This is a genomic window from Nostoc sp. MS1 (assembly GCF_019976755.1).
GTDB lineage: Bacteria > Cyanobacteriota > Cyanobacteriia > Cyanobacteriales > Nostocaceae > Trichormus.
The window spans coordinates 1,146,337-1,171,366 of record NZ_AP023441.1; the positions used below are offsets into that span (position 1 = coordinate 1,146,337).

The window sequence follows — 25,030 nt, forward strand, 5'->3', positions numbered from 1 at the left end:
TACTTATAATCCGGCGTGTCTTATTACCTTAAACGTTTTTTAGTTGGCGTATTTTCAGTTAAATACGCAGGCTATACAAAAGCTGTTTGGGAAGAATTACAGCAGTTTAGAAATAATTTCCTTCCTTGCAAACATAAGGAGCAGTAATTATGAGAGCCAAACAAATCATGACTCAAGACGTAGCTACTATTCGCGGCTCCGCTAGTGTAGCTGAAGCGGTCAGACTAATGAGGCTCAAAGGACTGCGTGCTTTGATTGTCGAACCTCGTCATAGTGCTGATGCTTATGGTATTGTCACTGTGGCTGATATCGCAGGCAAGGTTATCGCTTATGGGAAAGATTCAGATAGTGTACGTGTCTATGAAATTATGAGCAAACCCTGCATCACCGTTGATCCCGACCTTGATGTAGAGTATGTAGCTCGTTTATTGTCAAACAATAATTTGTGGTGTGCGCCTGTAATTCGTGGTGAATTAATGGGTGTAATTTCTATTACTGATATTGTTAGCAAAGGTGACTTTATTGCTAAACCAAAACTAACTTTCTTGCGGAAAGAATTGCACAAAGCGATCTCCGATGCGCGGGGAATTTCTGCTAACTATGGTTCAGATTCTAAAAGAGCCGTTGAAGCTTGGGACTTAGTAGATGAACTAGAAACGGAAGCTTGCTTTTACGGCTTACCAAAACCAGATAAATCTGCTAGAGAATTATTTGCTGATAAGCCAGAGTTAGTTCCAGTTGGTTAGGAATAGGTAAAGGATGATAGTAATTTCTGTCATCCTGTAATCTTATTGCTATATAGAGTAACAACTCTAACCATAGACCTACATAGCATTGTTTTTAGTAATGGTGGGTTTGTCCCACCATTATATTTGCTTTGTAATATTGTTGCAGAGTAACAGTTTCGCATTAGTAAGTAAGTCATTGTAATTGAGTTCGTAGTAAGAACTTTAGTTCTTATTTGAGGACTAAAGTCCTTACTACAAACCATTAATACTACGGCTAATTATGAAAGATAAGAGTAAACTGGATTTGAGTGCTACCAGTAGAGAATGGTTGCTACAAAAAGGTTACAATCCTGAAGACTTAAATCAGCCTGGAGAAAATGGCGATACAGCTTTGATGAGAGCTACGCGAGAAGGTATTCATGATGTCGTTCAGGAGTTGATAGATTTAGGTGTGGATATCAACGCTAGAAACAACGACAATAATAACGCTTTGTGGTTTGCTTGTTTTGGAAACCACTACGATTTGATTCATCTGTTACTTGCAGCCAAAATCGACATTAATAACCAGAATGATAACGGTGCAACAGTTTTAATGTATGCTGCTTCGGCTGGGAAAACAGAAGTTGTAAAGTTACTTCTACAATACCATCCTAACCTATATTTAAAAAATTTGGATGATTATCAGGCTATAGATTTCGCTAGTAATGTAGAAGTTTTAAGGTTGCTGAAAAATGCGACAAAGTGATTTTTCAGGTAAAGCATACCATGAGACAACTAAGCATTCCTACTTGTCGGTGCAACTTGATCCAAATTATGTAGATGCGTCAACCCAACCATCGCCATATAAAGTTTATCCAAAATTCTATCGGAGAGTGAAATTAAATCTCAATAATCCAATTCACTCTTTTATCTGGTTAACCAGTGCTGTTACTTTTGAGAAGGTATATAACAGTATTTCCTACAAACTTAGAGTGAATCCTTCAGCTGGCGCACTGTACCCTACCGAGATATACGTACAGATTCGCGGTATGTCAGAAATTGTCGATGGTATATATCATTTAGAAATTGAGAATAATTGTCTAACTCTCATCTATGAATTAATTGATGATGGCTTAGAGAGTTATATTATACCGGGAAAAAGTATAAATGGAGTCATTTTTTTAGTTAGTTCTGTTTATTATAGGTCTAGCTGGAAATATAAACACAGGAGCTTGAGATATTGCTTGTTAGATAGCGGACACCATTTAGGTGCTGTTGCTGCTTCGGCATATCTGCATAAGCGAAATATTCAGCTAATTTTTGATTTTGATAAACTCTCTCTCAATACAGATTTAGGTTTTGAGAATAAAGAGTTTATTACTGGTTGTGCGATATCTGGCGAAGCTCAGGAAAAGCAAGTTAGAAAATTAAGGTTGAAACTTCCTTTTGTTTGCGGCACAGATTATTTTGAAGCTAATCAGTTAATTGAAGATAGCTATCAAGCGACGGCTGTGCAACCAAGTCGCCAGCAACGATTAAAACAACCTAACTTTAATTTTGAGCAGGATAAATTCTACCAAACTATCTGGAATAGACGCTCGATTAGGCGTTTCCGGAAAGAGTTCATTTTGCAAGAACATTATTTATATGTCTTGCAACTACTGCAACAGCCAATCCCAACAGAAAACGGTGAGGAGATAGAACTCTACTCGGTGATACATCGAGTTGAGGGGATGAAATCAGGGTTATATAAAGGCTTGAATTTGATAAAAGCAGGTAGCTTTAGTGAAAAAACTGGTTACTTGTGTGTGAATCAAGCACTAGCCAGAGATTGTGCTGTAATTTTCTTTTTTGTGTCTGAATATACCAGTTATCAAACTGCAATGCAGATAGCAGGTTTTCTCGCACAAAGAATTTATTTGGGTAGTAATTATGCAGGCATTCAATGTAGTGGCATTGGTGCTTTTTATGATGATGAAACCCAACAATTCTTAGGAACAACTAAAGATGTGCTTTATGCAACGGCAATAGGAATCTAAGTAGGATTGTAACAGATGAGTCGGCAAAGATTTTATTTTAGCGGTGATGATTTCCATCCAATGCAGCCAACTTCGGCTGATATTATGTTAAGACAGCAGTTAGAGTATTCTTTAAGTAAATACTTTTATGAAGGGTGCGATCGCACTTTGCAAAATCTCCTTTCTAATTGCAGATGGTATGTGACAACTCAAGCCAACGCGATGACGTTGGTAATTGAATGTCCAGATCAAGTCACAAATTGGCGGGTGTTGCAAAAACTCGTACCAATGGGTAAATTAATCAATCAAATGGTTAGCAGCGCCAAAATTCGCGTTTGTCCTCCAGAAAGCGAAGGCGTACCTTTTGAGATGAGGGTAGATGAACTCGCTGTATATCGAGACATGGCTTGATTAGGAGATGGAAAAGATGAGGGAGTGGGGGAAGATGGGGGAGTAAAATAATACCTAGTCTCCAGTCCCTACCCCCTAATTACGAATTACGAATTACGAATTATTTCTACAGTTTTCTCAAAAACTAAATCAGCAGCTTGTTGAACAACAGGACTTAAATTTAGTCCAAAATCAAGATTTGCCGCCTCAATTAAATAGACTGTTACATCTTGCGGAAAATCATCTTGAAAGATTTTCCTCCCGGCGGCTAAAGCATGATCCCAACGAAAATCATGTAAGTTATAACTAGGTTCCGGTAAAGCTTCCAATTCTTCACCAGGAACCTTAAACACTGCACCAGCTTCCGCACCAGTGAAACTTGCATCAATAATTACTAATTTTGTACTACCTCTAGCTTGAAACATTACCTCCATCCCTGCGGTTCCACAGTCGTAGACTTGCACGTTGGGGTAAGGATTTTCGGCTAGATATTTTTGTAAGCGTTGAGCGATAATTACACCTACTGCATCGTCACTGCGATTAAGATTTCCGCAACCGATAATAGTGAGCATAGATAATATATTTGAACAGGTACGCTAATTTAATAGACTTTGATATGTTCAACATTCCAGAAAAGCCTTTCGGACAATATGATATCCTTCTCAAGAATGGTAGTGGCCATTTATTTTCTGCATCTGTAGAACTTGCTTGTCGAGATTGGAATGATGAAAGAGGAAGGCGTACCGAATGTAGGATTACATTAAGATGGGATAATACTGAAATTCAATGTATCGATGGGCATTTTTTTGGTTCTTTTAAGCAGATTCGCCAACAACTAGCTTTGCAAGATATTTATCCTATATGTTACGGAGCAAGTCGTAAAATTATTGTTACTGGCATGGCATTAGAGATGGGTTTGGGATTGAAAGTTTATAAAGCAGCACTTGGTAGCTATCCTACTCGTAGTGATTTAGTACATATTTTTGCTACCGGAGAAGATGTCGAGCCTGTTACTGTTGAAGTGCAAGAGGAATTTCATCGTCAATGGTTGAAATCAGTGAAAATTTAGTAAATCTTTTTAAGTGCATTATAAAGTTTCAATTACTATAGATAGTAATCGTGTTTCATTGCTTAATAGTGGGTATATCAAGTAGTAATTTTATCATCAGGCAGATGCTAAACTAATATTTTCAGCAGCTACTAGCGCGATCGCATATTGTAAGCAAGCACGAATATCAGCAATTTGCAAGTCTGGATAGTAGTCTCGGATTATTTCATCAAAGGTAAGCCCTTCATTCAGCAATTCTAAAACACTTTGTACAGTAATACGTGTACCAGCTATGCAAGGTTTACCAAAGTGGATTTGAGAGTTAACTATAATTCTTTCCATAAGCTTTAAAACTTAACTATTCTTTTCACTTTGTATATAAAGAGAAGTCATTAGTATTATATGCGATCGCCATCTTAATCATATTGATATTATGGGCGCTATCGCCTAAATAATGCCCGCATGTGGAAAGATTTGTTCAGGCGTGATTTCTAAACCTATAAATAAAGAATCTGCTAAACTTTCTTTACCACGTTTGGTTTGGGGAATAGCATCTGGGTAAAAAATAGTCACAGTTTTTGCTCTAGAGTCAATAATCCAAACTCTCTTAACTTGAGCATTCAGATAATCAGTTGCTTTTTCTAGCATGTCCCCAAAAGTTTGTCCAGGTGAAATAATTTCAATTACTAATTCAGGAGGAACAGGACAAGCTTCATCTTGTAACCAATCAGCAGAAAGCATGTTGTAAGAAATATAGACTAAATCCGCTACAGGAACCCAATCTTGTTGATTTCGGGTTAGTTTAATACCCCATTCAATTACAACTCGCCCCTTTCCTTTCGCCCATGCTGATAATAGTATAAATAATGCACCTGTGATAGAACTATGAAAAAATTTTGGAGACATTTCAGAATTTTTAAATTTAGGAACAGCCTCTCCGTTAATTAGTTCGTAAATAATATCCCCGTCTGGCAACGCCAAAAAATCTTCTAGGGAGAGTTGATTTTTTAATTGAGTCATGGTTAATTCTGGCTGATAATGACTCTATGTGATGGAGTTTTCTATATTAACATATACTCATATCTAAGTATATTTAACTCCCTAGCTTCTCAAAGAAGTCAGGGAGCTTCATAATCAAAGGTAAAACCCTCTGAGATAATTAGAACTGTACATTATATTTATCTGCTAGTTCAGAAAGCTTTTCATACTGTTGAAGACCAGCTTCCACGATTAACTTTTTGGCTTCTTCTGGTGTATTACCATTTTCAGGAATTAAATACTTAACGTAAAGTGCAACAAAATCTACCATAACTGCGGAACCTATCAAGTTATGACTATCAGCTTCTTGTCCCGCCATTGCTGATACTAATCCTGCCTTGATGGGGTCTGCTTTTACTTTCATGAACTGGTCAATAATTTGCCAGATATATTCATTAGGAATTAATTTCTCTAACTTAGTCCTATCTGGTACAAACTCTATACCTGCGGCTCTTGATTGCTCTACAACACACCATTCTGTAAATTCTTGCAATGCTTCTTCGGGAAGTTTGGGGAGATATTTATGTAGTTCTAAATCAGACACAGGCTTACCTATATTTCTCAGTTTTGTTGAAGTGCAATAAGGCAAGCCTAACTTAATAGATATACAGGTTTTAGTGTGTTATGCTACGACTTTTAAATCTACCTATTTTGTTGAGCAAGTCTGTTCGTAAATGTACCGTTACATCTGACGAGATCCACAATTTACAATTGTATTTACCCATTGTGCGATCGCTAACTTAAATAGCCTTCTCTCAAACGGCTAAAAAAAATATAAATACTCATAAATTAAGTCCTACTTTTTAACGATTAAAAAAGATATTAATTTAATAGTCTTACAAAAAAGGATAACTCTTTGATTAGAACTGCATTATCTATATGGAGTTTTAGTATTTTATTTTGGCTATTCAATCTTAACCCTACAAAAGCCGATATTATTCCAGACAATACGCTCCCCACTAACTCAACCGTTAGAACTGTAGGGAATAGAAGAGTGATTGAGGGGGGTACTCAAAGAGGAGGAAATTTATTTCATAGTTTTCAGGAATTTTCTTTTTCCGCCTTAACTAGCAATACTACGGGCGATACTGCTATTTTTAACCATAATCTAGCAGTGCAGAATATTATTACCAGAGTAACAGGCGGCTCACCCTCTTATATTGATGGCCTGATTACAACGATTAGGGGAAGCCGAGCAAATCTGTTTTTTATTAATCCTCATGGAATAATTTTAGGAACTAATGCTAGTTTAAATATTGGTGGTTCTTTTATAGCCACTACAGCTAATAGTCTCAAGTTTGTTGATGGAACAGAATTTAGTGCGACTACCGCCAATAATACACCTTTATTAACTGTAAGTGTTCCTTTAGGGCTACAATTTGGTATTAACCCTGGAAAAATCGAACAACCAATTTCTATTGATTTACCTTTGGATTTGCAAGTTCCAAATGGCAAAACTTTAGCACTAATTGGCGGTGATTTATCACTGCAAAGTAGTATTTTACAAGCAGCAGGAGGCAGAATTGAGTTAGGTAGTGTAGCTAGAGATGGTTTTGTTAGTATCAGCGAAATCGATAAAGGTTATACTTTAGACTACTCAGGCGTAAAATACTTTGGAGATATCGAAATCGCTGCGGGAACTTTGATTAATACCGATAATCTACAAAGACAAGATAGAAGTGGTAGTATTCAAATTCAAGGAAGAAATATTACTATTGATGATTCGCTAATTTTTGCAATTAACTTTGGTGGACAGTCAGGCGATCGCCTAATAATTTCTGCCGCAGAATCGCTAAAATTAAATAGTGAATCTCAGATATTTACTGTGGCTCAAAATGAAGGTAAAGCCGGAGATATTTGGATTAAAGCCGGAAACTCTATAGAACTAGGAGAAACTGCATTTATTACTTCACAAGTCTGTTCATTAGGTGGAGATTGTCAAAATGTTATAGGTAATGGTGGTAATATTATTCTGGAAACTGGACGGCTTTTACTAACAGATGGTGCAGGTATAGAAGTTTCTACATTTGGGGCAGGAAATACAGGAAATATCCTAATAAAAGCTACAGATTCCATCCATTTATTAGGAGAAAGTTTTGATGGTGATATTGCTAGTGGAATTGTTGCTCAAGTTACTAATGACGCTACGAACAATGCAGGTAATACCGGAACAATATCTTTAGAAACTAAACGATTGGAGATTCAAGGTGGCGCACAAATATTTAATGGGACTAGATATGGCGCACAAGGGGGCAATGTAAATATTAATGCCTCAGAAAGTATTCATGTAAGTGGTGCTTCTCAATTCGCTACAGCCTCACCTTTAGATATTTTTCGTAGTGGCATTTTTGTTAATACTCAACCAGGAACTACTAATAGTATCAATACACTAAATGTTGATACTAAATTATTAACTGTAGAAAATGGGGCAATAATTACAGCAGATAACTTAAATATTAGCGGCGATCGCCTAATTATTCAAAACGATGCAAAAGTTGCTGTCACCGGAGAGTCGGGTAACTTGGTAATTAACGCGCGATCGCTTAAACTTGATAATCAAGGTCAACTAATTACTCAAACCTACTCCGGTAATGGTGGTAACATCACCCTCAATCTCAAAGACACATTACAACTAAACCGCAATAGTCGAATTTCTACTTTTGTCGGTGGCAATGGTGGCAATATTGAAATTAACAGTCCTTTTATTGTTGCGACTCCTAACAAAAATAGCGATATCACCGCCAATGCTTTTACAGGCGTGGGGGGTAAAGTGAGAATTAATGCTAAAAGTGTATTGGGTTTTGTTGTCCGTAATCGAGCAGAACTAGAACAAATTCTCAACACTACTGATCCAAAAGAGCTTGACTCAGCACGCTTACCAAGCAACGATATCATTACTCTCTCACAGACCAACCCATCTTTAAAAGGAGTAATCACCTTTAACCCACCTGAAGTAAATTCAAGCCAAAGATTTGCCTTACTCCCCACCAACTCACTTAATACATCCAAGCAAATTACTCAAAATTGTAGTTCCGATAGTAGCCAAAAACCTATTCCTACTCCCCACCACTCTCATCATTTGTTACAAATAAGTAATTTTTCTGCTACTACTGTTGTGGAAAACGCTGATTCTCCTAAAATTGTGGAAGCACAGGGATGGATAATTGATAAAAATGGCAATATTACTTTAGTTGCTCAACCTCCTACTACGATTTATCAGCCTCCCTGGTATTCTTCCACCATCTGCCATGTTCATGAATAAAACTGCTAGGGACTGTTATCGTGATGTTATTAACAAAATGCCAAAGATAAAAAGTAAATTGGTCAAATTTTTACGTTTATCTTTGTGTTTTCTGTTGGCTTTGCTTTGCACAATTAATGTACCTGTGCTGGCTAAAGTTGCAACTTCAAATACACAAGTTACCTCCGCAGTCTCCTTAGTAGAACAGGGTAAAAGCTTGTATGATGCAGGCAGATTTGCCGAAGCAGTGCAGATATTACAGCAAGCGGTGCAAGAATATAGGCAAAATGGTGATAACCTGAGACTGGCTGCAACTTTGAGTAATTTGTCCTTAGCCTACCAGCAACTAGGCGCATGGAATCAAGCACAGCAAGCAATTACAGACAGTCTTAATTTACTTACAGGAAAAGAGCAGAACCCGCAAGTATTAGCCCCAGCTTTAGACATTCAAGGGCGTTTGCAACTGGCAATGGGTAAACCAGAGGCGGCTTTAAGCACTTGGGAACGTGCAGCAGAAATTTATCGGCAGACGAAAAATTATCATGGTGAAGTGCGATCGCAAATCAATCAAGCCCAAGCATGGCGCACACAAGGTTTTTATCGTCGGGCTGTGAAAATATTACTAGAAGTCGGGCAGAAATTGCAATCACAACCAGACTCATTAGAAAAAGCAGTAGGATTGCGATCGCTCGGTGATGCCTTGATGGTAGCAGGAAATTTAACCGACTCCAGGAAAACTTTAGAACAAAGTTTAGCAGTTGCCCAACGCTTACAAATACCCGCACAAATCGCCGCCAGCTTTTTCAGTTTGGGAAATAATGCACGCGCTAAACTGCAACTAACTCAAGCCATCAATTACTATCAACAAGCAGTAGCCATATCCCCCTCACCCCTAACAAAAATTCAAGCTCAACTTAACCACCTCAGCTTACTTTTAGAAAATCAACAATTAACCCCAGCACAAACTTTAATATCAGCAATTCCAGAGCAAATTAATCAACTCCCTCCCAGCCGTGCTACTATCTACGCCCAAATTAACTTTGCTCAAAGTCTCATCAAACTTTTCAATACTGATTACTTGGTGCTGAATAAAAATGTTCCCTCAATACCCAGCACTCAGGAATTAGCAAAGTTACTGGCAAAAACTATCCAACAAGCTCGGAGTTTGGGTGATAATCGCTCAGAGGCTTATGCAACATTAAGCTTAGGAAATTTGTATGAACAAAGTCAGCAATGGCAAGAAGCCAAAAGCCTGACACAACAAGCATTAGTATTAGCCCAAGGTAGTAATGCACCAGATATTATTTATCGCTTAGAGTGGCAATTAGGTAGATTGTTGTGGGCAGAAAAAGATATTTCTGGTGCGATCGCCGCTTATGATGCAGCAGTAGAAACCTTAAAATCTTTGCGCAGTGACTTAGTAGCCGTCAATCAAGATGTGCAGTTTAACTTCCGCGACAGTGTAGAACCAATCTATCGGCAATCAGTAGAATTGCTGTTACAATCCCAACCAGATAAGCTTGATGAAAAAACCCTCGATAAAGCCCGTCAACGGATTGAAGCCTTACAACTAGCAGAATTAGATAACTTCTTTCGGGAGGCTTGTCTGCAAGGCCAAGCTGTGCAACTCGATCAAGTAGTAGACCAAGACAACCCCACGGCTGCAATTTTATACCCGATTATTCTGCCGCAACAAATCCAGGTAATCGTCAAAATTCCTAACAAACCTTTGCAGTTACACAGCGTTAATATTGAACAACCAGAAGTAGACCAAGTTCTGAGCGAACTGAGAAGAAATCTCGTCAATCCCACAGCTAGTAAAGCCATCAAAGCACAGGCACAACAGGTTTATAACTGGCTGATTAAACCTATAGAATCAGAACTGGTAGCCAGTGGAGTTAACACTTTAGTATTTGTCCCAGATGGGTTGTTACGGAATTTACCACTAGGGGTATTATATGATGGCAAACAATATTTAGTAGAAAAATATGCGATCGCCCTCAGCGTCGGTTTGCAACTCCTCGACCCCAAACCCCTACAACGAGGACAACTCAGAGCCTTAACAGCCGGGTTAACTCAACCCCCACCAAACTTTCCCAACTTTTCCCCCTTACCCGCCATCAAGGCAGAAGTAGACTTAATTGCTAGTGCTGGAGTTGCTATTACCAGCTTATTAGACAAACAATTCACCCGCGAAGCCCTAGAAAAAGAGGTGAATAACGTCTCATTTAACGTAGTGCATTTAGCAACCCACGGTCAATTTAGTTCCCGTGCCGAAAATACCTTCATTTTGGCAGCCGACGGGCCAATCAACGTCATCCAATTCGACACACTACTCCGTGGTAGAGAGCAAATTAGACCCCGTGCAGTCGAACTATTAGTCTTAAGCGCTTGCCAAACCGCAGCCGGAGATAACCGCGCCGCCCTTGGTTTAGCAGGAGCAGCCGTCCGCGCTGGCGCACGTAGTACAGTCGCGTCCCTATGGCAAATTGATGATGAATCAACAGCTTTACTAGTCGGGGAATTTTATAAAGAACTCAAAGGTAGTAACATTTCCAAAGCCGAAGCTCTGCGCCGCGCCCAGCTAAAGTTATTAAACCATCCCAACTACAACGCCCCTAGTTATTGGTCAGCCTATGTCATGATTGGAAATTGGTTGTAATTTAGTTATGGGTCAACAGTACGCTTATGTTTAAGACACAACCAGTAGCTATTGATTTGTTTGCTGGGGCTGGCGGCTTTAGCTTAGGTTTTGAGATGGCAGGTTTTAATGTTCCTCTGTCAGTTGAGATTGATGTTTGGGCTTGTGATACACTGCGCTATAATCACCCAAAAATGACGGTTATTCAACAAGACATATGTGAATTTAACTGTGCAAGTAGTATTGAAGATATATGCAGTTTTCAACCAGATGTCATTATTGGTGGGCCTCCCTGTCAAGGTTTTAGCATTGCTGGCCCAGCCAAAAAAGATCCTAAAGATCCTAGAAATAGTCTATTCCTTAATTTTGCTCAGTGGATAGATGCTCTTGCGCCTAAAGCATTCGTTATAGAGAATGTTAAAGGTTTACTTTCACGCAAAAATACAGAAGGCATAAAGGTAATAGATATTATTAGAAAGACCTTTGAAAATATTGGTTATTTTGTAGAAATATGGGTGCTGAATGCTGCTGAATATGGCGTACCACAAATTAGGGAGCGTATCTTTATTGTAGGAAATAGAGCAGGAAGACAGTTAGGCATTCCTCCAAAAACACATTCATTAAATTTATTAGATGTTTCTTGCTCTCAACTATCAGTATTTGAAACTAAGGGTCTACTTTGTCCTCTTAGTTTGTGGGATGCAGTATCAGATTTACCACTATTAAATGCTTGTGAAGGTAAAGAAGAACAACCTTATGTCTTAGAACCTCAGAATAACTATCAAAGATGGAGTAGAAATGACAGCGCAATTCTTTATAACCATGTGGCAATGGAGCATTCTAGTAGGCTTGTAGAACGTTTTAAACATATAAAATGGGGTGAGTCAAGTTCAGATGCACCAAAGGAACATAGAGCTAGACGACGTAGTGGTAATGGGGAATTATCCGAGAAGAGTTACGATCAAAACAACCGCCGCTTAAATCCTTATAGACCATCACACACGATAGCAGCGTCATTTTATGCTAATTTTATTCATCCTTTTCAGCATCGTAATTTGACAGCGCGTGAGGGCGCACGCATCCAATCCTTTCCTGACACTTATCGTTTTTTAGGAAAAAAAACAGTTGTATCTCATAAGTTATTACATCGAGAGAAGAGATTTGACGAAAAATTCCTTTGTCAGTACAATCAAATCGGCAACGCCGTACCGCCTCTTCTTGCTAAGGCCATTGCATTGCATATTCAAGAAAAATTAGAACTATGTCCCCAATTAGTAGAAACCCTTTAGTGCATGGCTCTAATCTTGAGCAGAAGGAAAAGCACCGCACAAAATATAGAGACGCTGAAAGTAAGAACTATCTTATTGAGATTCGACGTGAATATGATAAGTGGCACGCAGCAAATATTGAATTGTTTGGGCCAACATCAAATTCTACAGATCAAGATAATACCATTATTACTAAAAGAGTAGAACTACTCGCCACATACAAAAATTTTATAGATCAGCAACAGTATGCTGAGAAGTTTGACTCTAGATCCAATCTTCACTCTAGTGTATTAGAAGAATTTCTTTATTATCTTTTTAGAGATTTAGCAAAAGATTTTGGAGAGAATGCTCTAATTGGCAAGTCACATACCTTTAAAGATATCTTCTTTGTACCGCCGAACTACTCGGAAATGCTCAAACGCCCATATGCTCGCATTGAGAGAAAAGATCATGATTTTGTCATTGGAGCAACTGTTCAAGCGTCATTAGAAGCATCAGTTCCTCCAGAACAAGATAAAAATCCCGGTGAAGTACTTTCATTATTTAAGGAAGAACCAGAACAATACTCAGAAGTTACAGTTACAGGTAATACCGAAACTCACATTTTCGATATTCCAGTTGTAGCAATTGAATGTAAGACTTATCTTGATAAAACTATGCTTGAAGGCTCATCAAGAGCAGCAGAGGATTTAAAAGCGAGGAATCCGAATAGTTTATATATTGTAGTTATGGAGTGGATTAAGCTGACTAGTGATGTCAATCTCCGCAAGTATAAGGTTGATCAAATTTATGTACTACGTCAGCAGAAAAATACTGATAGAGAATTTAGATATGAAGAAAGCTATATCAAAAATCCAATTAATTCAACCGTGATTCAACATTTATTCTATAAAGTACGAAAGCATCTTACAACGGACTGGACAGGCGGAATCGAGTACGGCATACAACGTGGATGGTTAATTGATGAGTAGAGATAGCTTTGAAGTATAAGCTTGGCTAGAGAGTTAATAGCTAGAACACGGCAGGAAATTAACACTCTAACCCAACAAAAACAGCTATTAGAATTGATAGAGACTATCTTGCTGTACAAATTCCCATCTATGAGTCGAGAGGAGATTGAAAGTATGTTTAGTTTAAGCGATTTGAAGCAGACGAAAGTTTATCAAGAAGCTAAACAGGAAGGTAAACAGGAAGGGATACAGCAAGGTGTGCGTCAAGAAAAGTTGAGGTTAATACCTTTGCTGGTGAAATTAGGGCTGAGTGTAGAGCAAACAGCACAAGAATTAAATTTGCAGTTAGAGGAAGTGCAGCAAGAATTACACAAACAATCCTTAAATCAAGGTCAGTAAAGTTATGCTATGTTAAACGAACGCTAACAAGTTTAGGCGAAATATTTTACACATAGCCATCAGGTTTAAGCTGTAAATACAACTGTGGCGATCGCCAGTTCGGAAAATTTGGCGGAAATTTCTCAATTTTGTGGCATAAATTTAATCAATGCGGGCGATATGTACATAGCAGCATTGATTAACTTGGGATTCACTATGACTAACACCACCAACAAGCTAGACGATTTCGCTATTATCCTACCGATTTCTCAAGCAGCTCGTACTACTGCCCAGCAATTCGCTAACAATCAGCCTAATTCCCAAAAAGCCGAGCAAGTCAGGCTCAATACTTTGGCTGTGTCAGTAGTCAACGACTATCTGCAAATGATGGAAGTTCCCACTAATTTAACAGCTAGTGATAGTTGGAATCCAATCATGCAGCTTTGTGCGGATGTGGCTGATCTAGAAATTCCCTCACTTGGTCGTTTGGAGTGCCGTCCTGTAAAGTTACAAGAGCAAGTCTGTTCTGTTCCTCCAGAAACATGGGAGGAAAGAGTGGGTTATGTAATTGTGCAAGTTGATGAAAGCAACTCAGAAGCTAAGTTATTAGGTTTTATTAAAAAAGTTACAACCGAAACATTAAGCTTAAATCAACTACAACCGATAGAAGCATTAATTGATCGTCTAGAGCAACTCAAAAGTTCTCCTATTGATGCTTTGGTCAATTTGAGTCAGTGGTTTGTTGGTCAATGTGAAGCAGGTTGGCAAACTATAGAAGATTTGTGGAACTCTTTGGAAGCTAGACCAGCTTATGCTTTTCGTAGTCCGGTAAGTACTTCAGAAACAGCTTCTCAACAACAAACAGTTACCAGACGAGCCAAATTAATTGATTTGGGTATCCAAATTGTCAATCAACCAGTAATGTTGATTGTCGAAATTGCGCCTGAAACCAATGGAAAAACCAGCGTCCGCTTACAACTTCACGCTATAGGTAATCAAATATACCTACCAACAGGGGTAGAACTTAAGGTGTTAGATACATCTGGATCAGTATTTATAGAAGCTCAAGCTAGAAGCTCTGACAACTATCTCCAGTTACAATTCCGTGGGGAACTTGAGGAGCAATTTAGTGTTCAGGTATCATTGGATGATATGAATGTTACAGAAAACTTTGTAATTTAAGGTATCAAAATTTTTCATCATGTAATTGGTAATTGATACATCAAAATGGGTAATAAATTACAAGATGTACAAAATTCAAGCGATCGCTGGAATTGTGTATTTATCTTTAAATCTGAGTGACTCAGAACTCCAGTGATTGGGAAGCAAGGCGGGGCGACGGTCATGGCAAAGTTGGTGGTGCTAAAATTCGGAGATGGTGGTTTTGACCAAGGGTTTACCGTGACTCTCCAGATTGGCGAAGAAAGCGATCGCCCTTCGACAGAAATCACAGGTAAGCTCCCACCATGTCCTGATATGCTGCTGTATTACACTCGCTGGCAGTCCACCTATCTACAATTGGGTAACGGTTATCGCTTAGATGCTGACAAAATCCAAGTTACCAATGTATCAATTACCCAAGATTGCCACGAATTAGCTCATACCTTGCGGTTACGCTTTAATCATTGGTTACAAGCACAAGAGTTTCGCCCCTTACGAGAAAAATGGCTAGAAAAATTACAACCAACTGACGAAATTCGCGTAATTTTACAGTCAGAAAATAGCCACTTACAAAGATTACCTTGGCACATCTGGGACTTATTAGAACGCTATCCCAAAGCAGAAATCGCTCTGTCCTCACCAAGCTACGAGCTAATTCATAAGCGTCGCACCCCTAACCCCATTGTTAATATTCTGGCGATCGTTGGTAATAGTCAGGGAATTAATACCCAAGCTGACCAAGCAATGCTGCAAAATTTTCCTAATGCCGATGTCAGCCTTTTAGTAGAACCACAACGTAAAGAATTAACAGATTATCTTTGGGGTAAAAACTGCGATATTTTATTTTTCGCTGGACACAGTTCTAGTCAAGGACATGACGGTATAGGTAGAATCTACCTCAACAAAACTGATAGCCTCAGCATTGGTGAATTAAAGTATGCTCTCAAACAAGCCATAGAAAGAGGCTTACAGTTAGCAATTTTCAACTCCTGTGATGGACTGGGACTGGCAAAGGAACTGGCGGATTTAAACATTCCCCAAATCATTGTCATGCGCGAACCTGTTCCCGATCAGGTCGCTCAAGAATTTTTAAAGTATTTTATTCAAAGCTTTGCTAGTGGTGAATCTTTATACCAAGCAGTCCGACACGCCAGAGAACGCCTGCAAGGTTTAGAAGATAGATTTCCCTGTGCAACTTGGCTACCAGTAATTTGTCAAAATCCTGCCCAAAGACCGCTTACTTGGAACGAATTAGCCGAACCTGTAACACAACCTATATTTAATGATGTTCCAGCCGTTCCTAAACAACGTGGGTTAAAGAAGGTGGCTTTGTCAAGCTTGCTGGTAACGGCTGTAGTTTGTGGCTTAAGGTTTTTGGGAGTATTACAGACAGCCGAACTACTAGCCTATGACCAAATGATGCGATCGCGCCCCGACGAAGGCCCCGATCCCCGCATACTTGTAGTCACAATCGATGATGAAGATTTAGCTAATCAACGTCGTAACGGAGAGTCATTAAAAGGAACATCAGTTTCCGAAAAATCCCTTAGCCAACTATTAACAAAACTCTCCCAATATCAACCTAAAGCTATTGGTTTAGATATTTATCGTGACTTCCCCGCCGAACAACCAGACTTAATTTCTCGACTCAAACAGACTGACAATTTAATTGGTGTGTGTAAGGGAAGTGATACAACTGCCAATATCAAAGGCATTGAACCACCACCAGAAATCCCTAGAGAACGTCAAGGCTTTAGCGACTTCGTTCATGATGCTGATGGCGTAGTGCGGCGACATCTCCTATTTATGAATCAGGAAACCGCATCATTATGTTCTGCGCCCTATGCCTTCAGTACACAATTAGCATTTCTTTATCTCTCATCTTTAGGGATTGAATCAAAATTCACCTCAGAAGCAGCCACTAAGAATTTACAGATAGGCAATACAGTGCTTCATCGCCTCTCATCTCGCACAGGAGCTTACCAGGGTATTGATGCTAATGGTGGTCAAATTCTCCTCAATTACCGCGCTTCCCGAAAAATCGCTGAACAGGTGACACTCACCCAAATTTTAAATAGTCCCATTAATCCCAATGCCATTAAAGATCGGATTATACTGATTGGTGTAGTAGCGAAAGGAGACTTTCCCGACTATTGGGGAACACCTTACGGTAGTCGTTTAGACGAGCAAATGCCAGGAATAATGGTACAGGCTCACATGGTTAGCCAGATTATTAGTGCTGTTCTCGATAGGCGCTCATTGTTAACGGTGTGGATGCCTGGATTAGAAATACTCTGGATTGGCACTTGGGCTACTCTAGGCGGCTTCCTCGCTTGGCGATGGCGTTTATTCTCCAAGTTAGCATTAGCCGTTGGTGTAAGTTCTAGTGTTTTGTATTTGATGAGTCTCAGCCTACTAGTTTGGGGCTTTTGGGTTCCCTTTGTCCCAGCCGCCTTATCCTTAGTGTCAAGTGTGGCTGTAGTGACAATTCAAAATAGGGGAGTAGGGAGTAGGGAGTAGGGAGTAGGGAGTAAGGAGTGGGGGGAGCAGAGGTGCAGAGGTGCAGAGGAGAATAACTGTGGACTGTGGACTGTGGACTGTTGACTAATGACCAATGACCAATGACCAATGACCAATAAATAATATGTCTAATTTAAAACCTATTAAACTATTAGTTGCGATCGCTGTAGGCTATACCAGCTTATTAGGTGGAAATTCCTGGGTATTAGCAAGCAGGCCTAATGTTAGTGCTGCTAAACCAAATAACACAAATAACTTACCTTTAATTACTCCTACTAAAAAAACTCACTTTGCTCAAGTACCTCTACCAAGCTCAGAACGTCGTCCTGGAGGGCGTGTTCGTGGTGGTGCTAAACGGGGTTCTTGTCCCTCAGTGGAACCGCAATTAACTGCTTTAGTACCATTTACCCAAACTGCTCCCACCGTCACTGATGTTTGGGGATTTACAACACAGGCACATCCGACACTTTTATTCTATGTGCCGTACTCTAAAGATTCTGGCTATCCGATGGAATTTGTCTTGCAAGACCAGGATGCGAATATTATTTACCAAAAAGCGATCGCTCTCCCAGAAAAACCAGGAATCATCAGCGTTTCCCTACCTACTGACGCTGCTGCTTTAGCTCTAGATAAGCAATACCGTTGGTTTTTCACCGTAGAATGTGACCCACAAAAATCCTCACCCCCCATCTATGTTGAAGGAGTAATTCAGCGAGTCCAACTCAAACCCGCAACTATCAAGCAGTTAGAAACAAGCTCACCATTACAGAAAGTTGACATTTACACTGAAAATGGCATTTGGTTCGATTCTGCCGAAATCCTATTTCAACTCCGTCAACAAAATCCTCAAGATGCCACACTTGCCGAGAAATGGAGAAGTTTACTGACCAGCATCAAGTTAGACGACATTATACCCAAACCTCTAGTTTCTTCTAAACCATAATGAGTGCTGAGTGCTGAGTACTGAGTGTTGAGCAAAAGTATTTAACCTCCTGCCTCCTACTCCTTCAACCTGGAATGCTGAGGACGGCAAGGACTACCCCAGCAAACTTGCCCTGCCGGCATACTACTAAAAACGCTACTACGAGCGCCAATTACAGTATTAGCGCCAATTTGTACCCCTGGCGCTATAAAACAATCTGTAGCTACCCAAGCACCATTACCGACGGTGATACCTGCTATTTTTAACCCAAATGCTGGGTCTTGGATATCATGGCTACCAGTACATAGATAACTTTTCTGTGAAATTACGCAATGCTGACCGATGTTAATTTCATCTAAGCTATAGAGAACTACATCGTCACCAATCCAACTGTAATCTCCGATAGTAACTTTCCAAGGAAATGTAAAACGGGCAGTAGGACGGACAACCACGCCTTTACCAATTCGCGCCCCGAATAGACGTAATATCCAACAACGTATGTTACTAAAAGGATGAGGAGTGAGAGGAAAGGCGATCGCTTGCACTAACCACCATAACAAAATATACCAATTTGCCCGTCCTCGATTAAACCAAGATTGGTTGTACTGGCGTAAATCTACAAAAGGTTTGTCGTTAGTCATTGGTCATTGGTCATTGGTCATTGGTCATTAGTCATTAGTCATTAGTCATTAGTCATTAGTCCATAGTCATTAGTCCATAGTCAACAGTCAACAGTTTTTCTCCTCTGTCCTCTGCTTCCCCACTCCCCAATTTTTAGGTTGTAGACTTTTCGACTTCTTGAACTAGAGATGGTGGGAGGGAGGGAGAAGTATTTGCAGTGTTCAATTGACCGCCACAATTGCTTAATTCGTAGAGTTTAACGCCAATTTGATATTCGTATTGACTTAACAACCGCCCATAAATATATCCAGCTTTGCCATCGAGAAAGCCTAGCCGAATAATGTAGAACAAAATAAACCTTAAAAGCGGTTTAAATGGCAGGCGTACCCAGACTTTTTTGAGAAAGCGTTTGCGTTGTACGGCTTCACCAAATAAATTAGCTCCAATGGTATCGCTTTGATCTTCACCTGTAATCAGGTTGTAATAAACGCGGGCTTCCCAATTAGAATAACGATTGTGTCTTTCTAGCCAGTGGTAAATATCACGGAAATCTTCATGGAGCATATCCTGTTTGAGATACCCGACTTTACCCTGCAAGACAACGTGTTCATGAACTTCGTTATCGCCTGTGTTTGGTACGTCTTCGGTATGTAAATTTTCGTAGCGTCCTAACTTATGCTTAAATAAGCGCAAGTTCCAATCGGGATATTTGCCACCGTAGCGAATCCATTTACCCAAGAAAAATACGCGACGGTTGAGATAGTAGCCTGTATATTCTTCTTGTTTAATAACTTGAGCGATTTCATCCCACAATTCATTAGGAATGCGTTCATCACAATCTACAATCAGTACCCACTCGTTACGAAATGGTAGGTTATCTAAAGACCAATTCTTCTTTTTCGGCCAACGTCCATTAAAGTGAAACTGAACTAGATTTACACCGTAATTTTTGGCAATCTCAGGACTTCTATCTGTACTTTGAGAATCTACAATAAATATTTCATCTGCTCTTTGTAGGCTGTCCAAGCAGGCTGGTAGATTTGCCTCTTCATTTTTGGCGGGGATGAGTACAGAAACGGGAACTTTAGATGACATACTATATAAATTACTTTAAAGGACTATTGACTACTTTTATTATTAGCTGTAAACAGTAAACCTTGAAGCACTGCATTTAAGTAACCTATTTGGCCATAGGCATATACAAGGTTATCAAAACGCACGGCTGGATTGGAAAAATATCGGGCAGCTTTATACAAACCACGCGCTAACCTCTCGCCACCCCTGGATAATTGCCCAATTCCTGCCCTCCCTGCTACTTGTTCTCGATAGCACTCACTGATTCCTTGCCACCATCCCCGGTTTAAAAACCAGGAGCGATTGAGGCGTTCTGGGGCAACGTTATGAGCAACTAAGGCTTCTGGTAGATAGGCAACTTGCCAACCCCCTTTGAGTGCGAGTTCTGTCATTTGTAGTTCCTCATTAGATAGGAGGTTTTTTCCTACACGACCAAGATGAGGGTCAAAACCACCGATTTCTGCTAAAAAAGTGCGGCGGATAGAATAATTCAAGCCTCTTGGTGTTAACCCTGGTTGCTGAATATAAACCACATCCTCACCTAAATCATAGGCTCCCAAATTTCCTGCTAACTCAGAGGATAGCCAAGCTGGTGCTTCGATGTTTGGAGGCCAAAGGAGGGTGACTTTACCGCCAGCGATCGCTAGTTGCGGATTTTGTTGATAAGCAGCATACAATACCTGTAGCCAATGCTTACTAGCGACTGCATCATCATCTAAATAAGCCAGAATTTCGGCATTAGCGATTTTAGCACCAGTATTTCGCGCTACAGATAAACCAATGGTGGGTTCAAATACATATTTTAAACGTGAATCACTAGCCCTCTGCTCAACAACTTCACGGGTGCGATCGCTAGATCCGTTATCTACTACCACAACTTCAAACTCACCAGTGAAATCTTGCCCTAATAGGCTATCAATCGCCGCACCTAAATAGGTATCCCGATTATGAGTACAGATAATGGCAGAGATTTGAGTATCTGGCATAATACCAATTTTGGATTTTGGATTTTGGATTAACCATCTTAACCATGAGACAATTTTAGAAATCCCAAACAATACAAACCATCATAATTTGGCAATATCATTAATTGGGAATTTCCTGTTCAGCTTGTAATCCGTAATTCATTTTGAATTTTACATTTATTCGCTGAGATTTAATCTATACTTTGATTTACCTCCTAACCATCAGCGTTTTTGCGGAAATCGTGCTAATATTTTACGATTGTTGAATGTGACTATGTAAAACTACGAGGCTTTCGGCTAGTTGGCTAAGGCGAGTTTCTAGATATTGTTTACGCCCCAACAATTGACGTAGTTTTTGGTAACGCGCGATCGCCATACTCACACTGACTAACTGATCAGGTGGACAAGGGCGTGACCAAACTTTACCAGAATTATCTAGTCCACAGAGATTATAACCAGTACGATAAGTTTGACCAGGAACTTTACCATCGTTAGCACAAATTTCTTCTACATAATTCATTAGCTGGTCAACTTCTGCGTGCCGTAATGTGGCAGTACCATTTGTTTCCGGTTCGCTAGGATTGGACTCTAACCAACCATTGACAATAGGCCCTTCTAAATAAATATCCTGAACTTGTTGTAATATATGTTGCAGTTCTTTCTGCCAGCTAGCAACTGTTTGTTGAATATCTTGCAATATATTCATCGCTAGTGCTGGATTTGCACCGTGACGATGACTACTAAATGTAGGCGTTTTAAATTTAGGCAGGATTGGTGTTTTACCTACTCCTTCTTCGGTAGGGAAAGTTTGTACAGAACCATGATGAGGAAACAAATCCTGTGCCACAGAAGGCTCATCTTGGCTGTCTATCTCCAAGTCTTGTGTCTGTTCTAGACTTTGGTTTTCACTTTCAGTTTCTGTTGGCTCTTTTGCTGTAACACTGATTCTAAAAGATAAGGGACGTTTGGTAGCATCACTTACTTCTGTGGTAGCAGTGTCCTTATTCCCCAAATCATGTAAAGTTGCTTCGATGCGTTTTATGCCTGCTTTCATATATTTACCCTGAAATCTAGGTTCCCCAAAGTTGTTGATAATTCACGATGGGGGTATTAAGATTTTTTAGCTTGTGCCAATTTTGGCATAAATAATGCTGGTGTTAATTTTATCTCTTAAAAGTTATTTATTGTCACGAAAATTTTAAATAAAAGAGATAAGGGAGATAGGGGAGATAAGGAAGTGGGGGAGATGAGGGAGATGAGGGAGAACAACTATGGACTATTGACTATGGACTAATGACTAATGACTAATGACTAATGACTAATGACCAATAAAAATGAGGAGCCAGCTTTGGGACAAGTCATCTTAATTACGGGGCCTGCTAGGTCTGGAAAAAGTGAATGGGCGGAAACTTTGGCAAGACAGTCAGGGAAATCAGTTATCTATGTAGCTACAGCAACTACTATTCCTGATGATGCCGAATGGCAAGAACGCATTCAACAACATCAAAACCGCCGTCCTCCAGATTGGATAACCTTAGAAGTGCCAATTACACTGTCTGCAACTCTGGCAAATATCAAACCAAGCAATTGTGTTTTAGTGGACTCCTTGGGTACTTGGGTCGCTAATTTTTTAGAAGATGATGAAGTCAGTTGGGCAAATACTGTGACAGAATTTTTGGTTACGGTACAGCTAGTTGCTGCTGATATGCTATTTGTTGCCGAAGAAACAGGTTGGGGTGTAGTGCCAGCATATCCTTTAGGGCGCACATTCCGCGATCGCCTGGGGTCTTTAGTCCGTCAATTAGGGGGAATTTGCGAAACGGTTTATTTAGTTACTGGTGGATATGCCCTCAATCTCAGCACACTTGGGACAAGATTACCAGACTCAGCAGATTATGAATGATTAAGCAATGATTGAGAAATGTTGAGAGAACTTGATTATTATGCTGATGTGCAAAACTAGAGGTTTTCTTAAGAGAAAATTAATCCAATCGGTATATCAATTTCCCTAGTACCGATTGTAAGATCGTGCTATGGCAACTAAAGAAGAAGTTAAAAGATATCTTGCCTACTGGTTTCAGTTAGGTAAGAAAGTAGTGATCACTGATGAGGGAACACACTTGTTGCCTCAACCTATATTCCAAGGCGATCGCTATAGTCAAGAATTTGAAGCGTGTTGGCAAAAGATTCTATCATCATCTGATGAGTCTTATCTAGATGGAACGGAAGAAAGCATTGCCGAACTGTTAACACCACAATGGGATATGGTAGATTGCAGTCGTTGTGCCATGCCAGTTCCTCTGCGAAATGTTGGTATGCCTCCAGTATCATGTCCCTGTTCTAACTTACCAGGATGGCCAAATACTGAGTTACCAGGGCCAAGATGTCCAATTGATAACCAAGAGCAACTAAAAGCTATTCGTAATCGGCTTACAGGAAATTTAACTCCGGTTACTAATTCGTAATGGGCTAACCCCATTACGAATTATTTTGACTGTAGCGTGACTGATAGGTACAAGAGCGCTTACCAAATATGGTGTAACGGTTATCACGGATTTGGGTGTAAATGCGATCGCCTACCCATTTCGCACCCGGTAAAGTTCGATAAGCGTCTACAAAAATACTACCCAGTGGCAATAAACGACCGATTTCTTCGGCGGCATCGCTGCCTTGCCAGCGCCGTTGCGGTTCGTTGGCATCAATTAAAATCATCCCTAGTTCACAACCTTGAGGCGTAATCTCCCATTGAGCAATTGCCTGCTCATCCTGCATGGGAATATAACGGAAAATCTTGCCTTGGTCTAAGGTTTCCAGTAATTGTACTAGCGTGACGCAGAGATTACAATTACCATCATAAATAACGTAGTAATGTATTGAACTCATAATATTTCTGTATTTATCGATATACTTAGCACACAAAGTATTTTAAGATAGATGTATTCAGAAAATTTCAGTTAAATTACAAATTAGTTTTACCAACTCAATTCTACTCAACCTAGTTTGTCAAAAAATGAACTAAGATGTCTGAAATACTGAATATATTGTTACATCAAAACCCAAAACTTTGGGATAAGAATAATGTCGGAAGAGAAAATCTTAACCGTTGATTTTACTCAAGAAGATGCCTGTTTAGAAATTCTACCGCGATCGCCCCTAATTTCTAGTTATCATGCACAGTGGGAAGGATTGCGATTAGATGTTCACCAACAGCCTGCCCATGAAACGCCAGAACACACTCCTTCCCAACACGTTGTTACCGTTAGCTTAGAACCCCAAGTAGTGCAATCTGAGCGGATACTTGATGGACAATTGCAGCATGAGAACATAGCTAAGGGAGATGTAGCAATTATTCCTGCACATATTCATCACGTATCACGCTGGCAATCAGAAGCAAAGTTTCTCGTCTTGAGTATGGAACCGGCTTTTCTGACACGCATAGCGATAGAAGCTGGCAATTTAGACAAAATTGAAATAAAACCCCGTTTTGCAGCCCCAGATCCCTTGATTCAACAAATTGGATTGGCCTTGCAAACTGAACTGAGATCGGAGAATGGGGTTAGTAGTATTTATGTTGAATCTCTAACGACAACATTGTGTATTCACTTACTCAAACATTATTGTGTAACAAGTGACGCAAAACTTGACAAGCATGAGCATAAAGGACTGTCACAATGGAAGCTCAGACAAGCGATCGCTTACATTCATGAAAATCTCGACAAAGATTTGAGTTTGGTAGATATTTCTGCGATCGTGGGAATGAGTATGTATTACTTTTCTCGTCAATTTAAAGAATCAACTGGCATGGCTCCCCACCAATATGTCATGAGTTGCCGAATTGACAGAGCTAAAAAATTACTAAGTAGCACAAACCAAACTATAGAGCAAATTAGCTCCCAAGTCGGCTTCCAAAGCCAGAGCCATTTTACAAATGTCTTTCGTAAACTCACAGGAATAACGCCCAGAGTATACAGGGAACAGGTGAAGATTTAGTTGGGAATTGGGGGAGATGGGGGAGTGGGGGGAGATGAGGAAGACAACTGTCAACTGTCAACTGACTATAGCGTGTTCAGCCGTATTTGGCATCCATC

General features: G+C 39.8%; 25 protein-coding genes. 16 read left to right on the forward strand and 9 right to left on the reverse strand.

What is annotated here, in order from left to right; genetic code table 11:
- Positions 1-149: 149 nt before the first annotated feature.
- The 4 genes from NSMS1_RS04960 to NSMS1_RS04975 all read left to right on the forward strand — a co-directional run bounded on the left by NSMS1_RS04960 (position 150) and on the right by NSMS1_RS04975 (position 3,136).
- Positions 150-746: a CBS domain-containing protein gene (locus NSMS1_RS04960; protein WP_224091652.1), complete on the forward strand. Its 597-nt coding sequence runs from the start codon at positions 150-152 to the stop codon at positions 744-746.
- A 262-nt stretch (positions 747-1,008) separates the two neighbouring features.
- Positions 1,009-1,473, forward strand: a complete 465-nt coding sequence (locus tag NSMS1_RS04965) for an ankyrin repeat domain-containing protein (RefSeq protein WP_224091653.1) — start codon at positions 1,009-1,011, stop codon at positions 1,471-1,473.
- Positions 1,460-2,746 (forward strand): nitroreductase family protein, encoded by a 1,287-nt coding sequence (locus NSMS1_RS04970; RefSeq protein ID WP_224091654.1) that lies wholly within the window; start codon positions 1,460-1,462, stop codon positions 2,744-2,746. The genes NSMS1_RS04965 and NSMS1_RS04970 overlap by 14 nt, the downstream gene beginning before the upstream one ends.
- A 15-nt stretch (positions 2,747-2,761) precedes the next feature.
- Entirely contained in the window at positions 2,762-3,136 is a 375-nt protein-coding gene (locus NSMS1_RS04975) for a hypothetical protein (RefSeq protein WP_224091655.1), read from the forward strand.
- 86 nt (positions 3,137-3,222) lie between these two features.
- On the opposite strand, the gene NSMS1_RS04980 is transcribed toward NSMS1_RS04975, so the two are convergent.
- A complete protein-coding gene (locus NSMS1_RS04980; RefSeq protein ID WP_224091656.1) occupies positions 3,223-3,687 on the reverse strand; it encodes a hydrogenase maturation protease in 465 nt (154 codons plus the stop codon).
- Between the two features lie 44 nt (positions 3,688-3,731).
- Here NSMS1_RS04980 and NSMS1_RS04985 point away from each other — a divergent pair, with 44 nt between their 5' ends.
- Positions 3,732-4,184 (forward strand): hypothetical protein, encoded by a 453-nt coding sequence (locus NSMS1_RS04985; protein WP_224091657.1) that lies wholly within the window; start codon positions 3,732-3,734, stop codon positions 4,182-4,184.
- 96 nt (positions 4,185-4,280) lie between these two features.
- Here NSMS1_RS04985 and NSMS1_RS04990 read toward each other — a convergent pair whose 3' ends face one another.
- From NSMS1_RS04990 to NSMS1_RS05000, 3 genes are all read right to left on the reverse strand, one after another.
- Positions 4,281-4,505: a DUF433 domain-containing protein gene (locus tag NSMS1_RS04990; protein ID WP_224091659.1), complete on the reverse strand. Its 225-nt coding sequence runs from the start codon at positions 4,503-4,505 to the stop codon at positions 4,281-4,283.
- A gap of 105 nt (positions 4,506-4,610) precedes the next feature.
- Positions 4,611-5,183 (reverse strand): Uma2 family endonuclease, encoded by a 573-nt coding sequence (locus tag NSMS1_RS04995; protein WP_224091660.1) that lies wholly within the window; start codon positions 5,181-5,183, stop codon positions 4,611-4,613.
- 139 nt (positions 5,184-5,322) lie between these two features.
- A complete protein-coding gene (locus NSMS1_RS05000; protein WP_224091661.1) occupies positions 5,323-5,745 on the reverse strand; it encodes a hypothetical protein in 423 nt (140 codons plus the stop codon).
- Between the two features lie 312 nt (positions 5,746-6,057).
- Here NSMS1_RS05000 and NSMS1_RS05005 point away from each other — a divergent pair, with 312 nt between their 5' ends.
- From NSMS1_RS05005 to NSMS1_RS05040, 8 genes are all read left to right on the forward strand, one after another.
- Complete coding sequence (locus NSMS1_RS05005) at positions 6,058-8,463, forward strand: filamentous hemagglutinin N-terminal domain-containing protein (RefSeq protein WP_224091662.1); 2,406 nt, start codon at positions 6,058-6,060, stop codon at positions 8,461-8,463.
- Positions 8,464-8,500: 37 nt separating this feature from the next.
- Positions 8,501-11,104 carry a CHAT domain-containing protein gene (locus tag NSMS1_RS05010; RefSeq protein ID WP_224091663.1) on the forward strand — a complete coding sequence of 868 codons (2,604 nt, stop codon included), beginning with the start codon at positions 8,501-8,503 and terminating at the stop codon, positions 11,102-11,104.
- Positions 11,105-11,130: 26 nt separating this feature from the next.
- Positions 11,131-12,372 carry a DNA cytosine methyltransferase gene (locus NSMS1_RS05015; RefSeq protein ID WP_224091664.1) on the forward strand — a complete coding sequence of 414 codons (1,242 nt, stop codon included), beginning with the start codon at positions 11,131-11,133 and terminating at the stop codon, positions 12,370-12,372.
- On the forward strand, positions 12,345-13,322 hold the full coding sequence (locus tag NSMS1_RS05020; protein ID WP_224091665.1) for a Bpu10I family restriction endonuclease: 978 nt from the start codon (positions 12,345-12,347) through the stop codon (positions 13,320-13,322). Before NSMS1_RS05015 ends, NSMS1_RS05020 begins: the two co-directional genes overlap by 28 nt.
- A 21-nt stretch (positions 13,323-13,343) precedes the next feature.
- A complete protein-coding gene (locus NSMS1_RS05025) occupies positions 13,344-13,700 on the forward strand; it encodes an Rpn family recombination-promoting nuclease/putative transposase (protein WP_317986580.1) in 357 nt (118 codons plus the stop codon).
- Between the two features lie 195 nt (positions 13,701-13,895).
- Positions 13,896-14,861, forward strand: a complete 966-nt coding sequence (locus NSMS1_RS05030) for a DUF1822 family protein (RefSeq protein ID WP_224095109.1) — start codon at positions 13,896-13,898, stop codon at positions 14,859-14,861.
- Between the two features lie 162 nt (positions 14,862-15,023).
- Positions 15,024-17,360 carry a CHASE2 domain-containing protein gene (locus NSMS1_RS05035; RefSeq protein WP_224095111.1) on the forward strand — a complete coding sequence of 779 codons (2,337 nt, stop codon included), beginning with the start codon at positions 15,024-15,026 and terminating at the stop codon, positions 17,358-17,360.
- Between the two features lie 124 nt (positions 17,361-17,484).
- Positions 17,485-18,303, forward strand: a complete 819-nt coding sequence (locus NSMS1_RS05040) for a DUF928 domain-containing protein (RefSeq protein WP_224091666.1) — start codon at positions 17,485-17,487, stop codon at positions 18,301-18,303.
- Between the two features lie 56 nt (positions 18,304-18,359).
- Here the strand turns inward: NSMS1_RS05040 and hpsU are convergent, their stop codons facing one another.
- The 4 genes from hpsU to NSMS1_RS05060 all read right to left on the reverse strand — a co-directional run bounded on the left by hpsU (position 18,360) and on the right by NSMS1_RS05060 (position 21,996).
- Complete coding sequence (gene hpsU / locus NSMS1_RS05045; RefSeq protein WP_224091668.1) at positions 18,360-18,923, reverse strand: hormogonium polysaccharide biosynthesis acetyltransferase HpsU; 564 nt, start codon at positions 18,921-18,923, stop codon at positions 18,360-18,362.
- 133 nt (positions 18,924-19,056) lie between these two features.
- Complete coding sequence (locus tag NSMS1_RS05050) at positions 19,057-19,998, reverse strand: glycosyltransferase family 2 protein (protein ID WP_224091670.1); 942 nt, start codon at positions 19,996-19,998, stop codon at positions 19,057-19,059.
- Between the two features lie 23 nt (positions 19,999-20,021).
- Complete coding sequence (locus tag NSMS1_RS05055) at positions 20,022-20,963, reverse strand: glycosyltransferase (protein ID WP_224091672.1); 942 nt, start codon at positions 20,961-20,963, stop codon at positions 20,022-20,024.
- A 232-nt stretch (positions 20,964-21,195) separates the two neighbouring features.
- The gene (locus NSMS1_RS05060) at positions 21,196-21,996 is read right to left on the reverse strand and encodes a hypothetical protein (protein ID WP_224091673.1); all 801 of its coding nucleotides are present in this window, start codon (positions 21,994-21,996) and stop codon (positions 21,196-21,198) included.
- Positions 21,997-22,290: 294 nt separating this feature from the next.
- On the opposite strand from NSMS1_RS05060, the gene cobU reads away from it, so the two are divergent.
- Together cobU and NSMS1_RS05070 are read left to right on the forward strand one after the other, a co-directional pair.
- Complete coding sequence (gene cobU / locus NSMS1_RS05065) at positions 22,291-22,845, forward strand: bifunctional adenosylcobinamide kinase/adenosylcobinamide-phosphate guanylyltransferase (RefSeq protein ID WP_224095112.1); 555 nt, start codon at positions 22,291-22,293, stop codon at positions 22,843-22,845.
- A gap of 130 nt (positions 22,846-22,975) precedes the next feature.
- Positions 22,976-23,407: a hypothetical protein gene (locus tag NSMS1_RS05070; RefSeq protein WP_224091674.1), complete on the forward strand. Its 432-nt coding sequence runs from the start codon at positions 22,976-22,978 to the stop codon at positions 23,405-23,407.
- A 13-nt stretch (positions 23,408-23,420) separates the two neighbouring features.
- Here the strand turns inward: NSMS1_RS05070 and NSMS1_RS05075 are convergent, their stop codons facing one another.
- Entirely contained in the window at positions 23,421-23,816 is a 396-nt protein-coding gene (locus NSMS1_RS05075) for a thiol-disulfide oxidoreductase DCC family protein (protein ID WP_224095114.1), read from the reverse strand.
- A gap of 204 nt (positions 23,817-24,020) precedes the next feature.
- Here NSMS1_RS05075 and NSMS1_RS05080 point away from each other — a divergent pair, with 204 nt between their 5' ends.
- A complete protein-coding gene (locus NSMS1_RS05080; protein WP_224091675.1) occupies positions 24,021-24,932 on the forward strand; it encodes a helix-turn-helix domain-containing protein in 912 nt (303 codons plus the stop codon).
- The last annotated feature ends 98 nt before the right edge of the window (positions 24,933-25,030 follow it).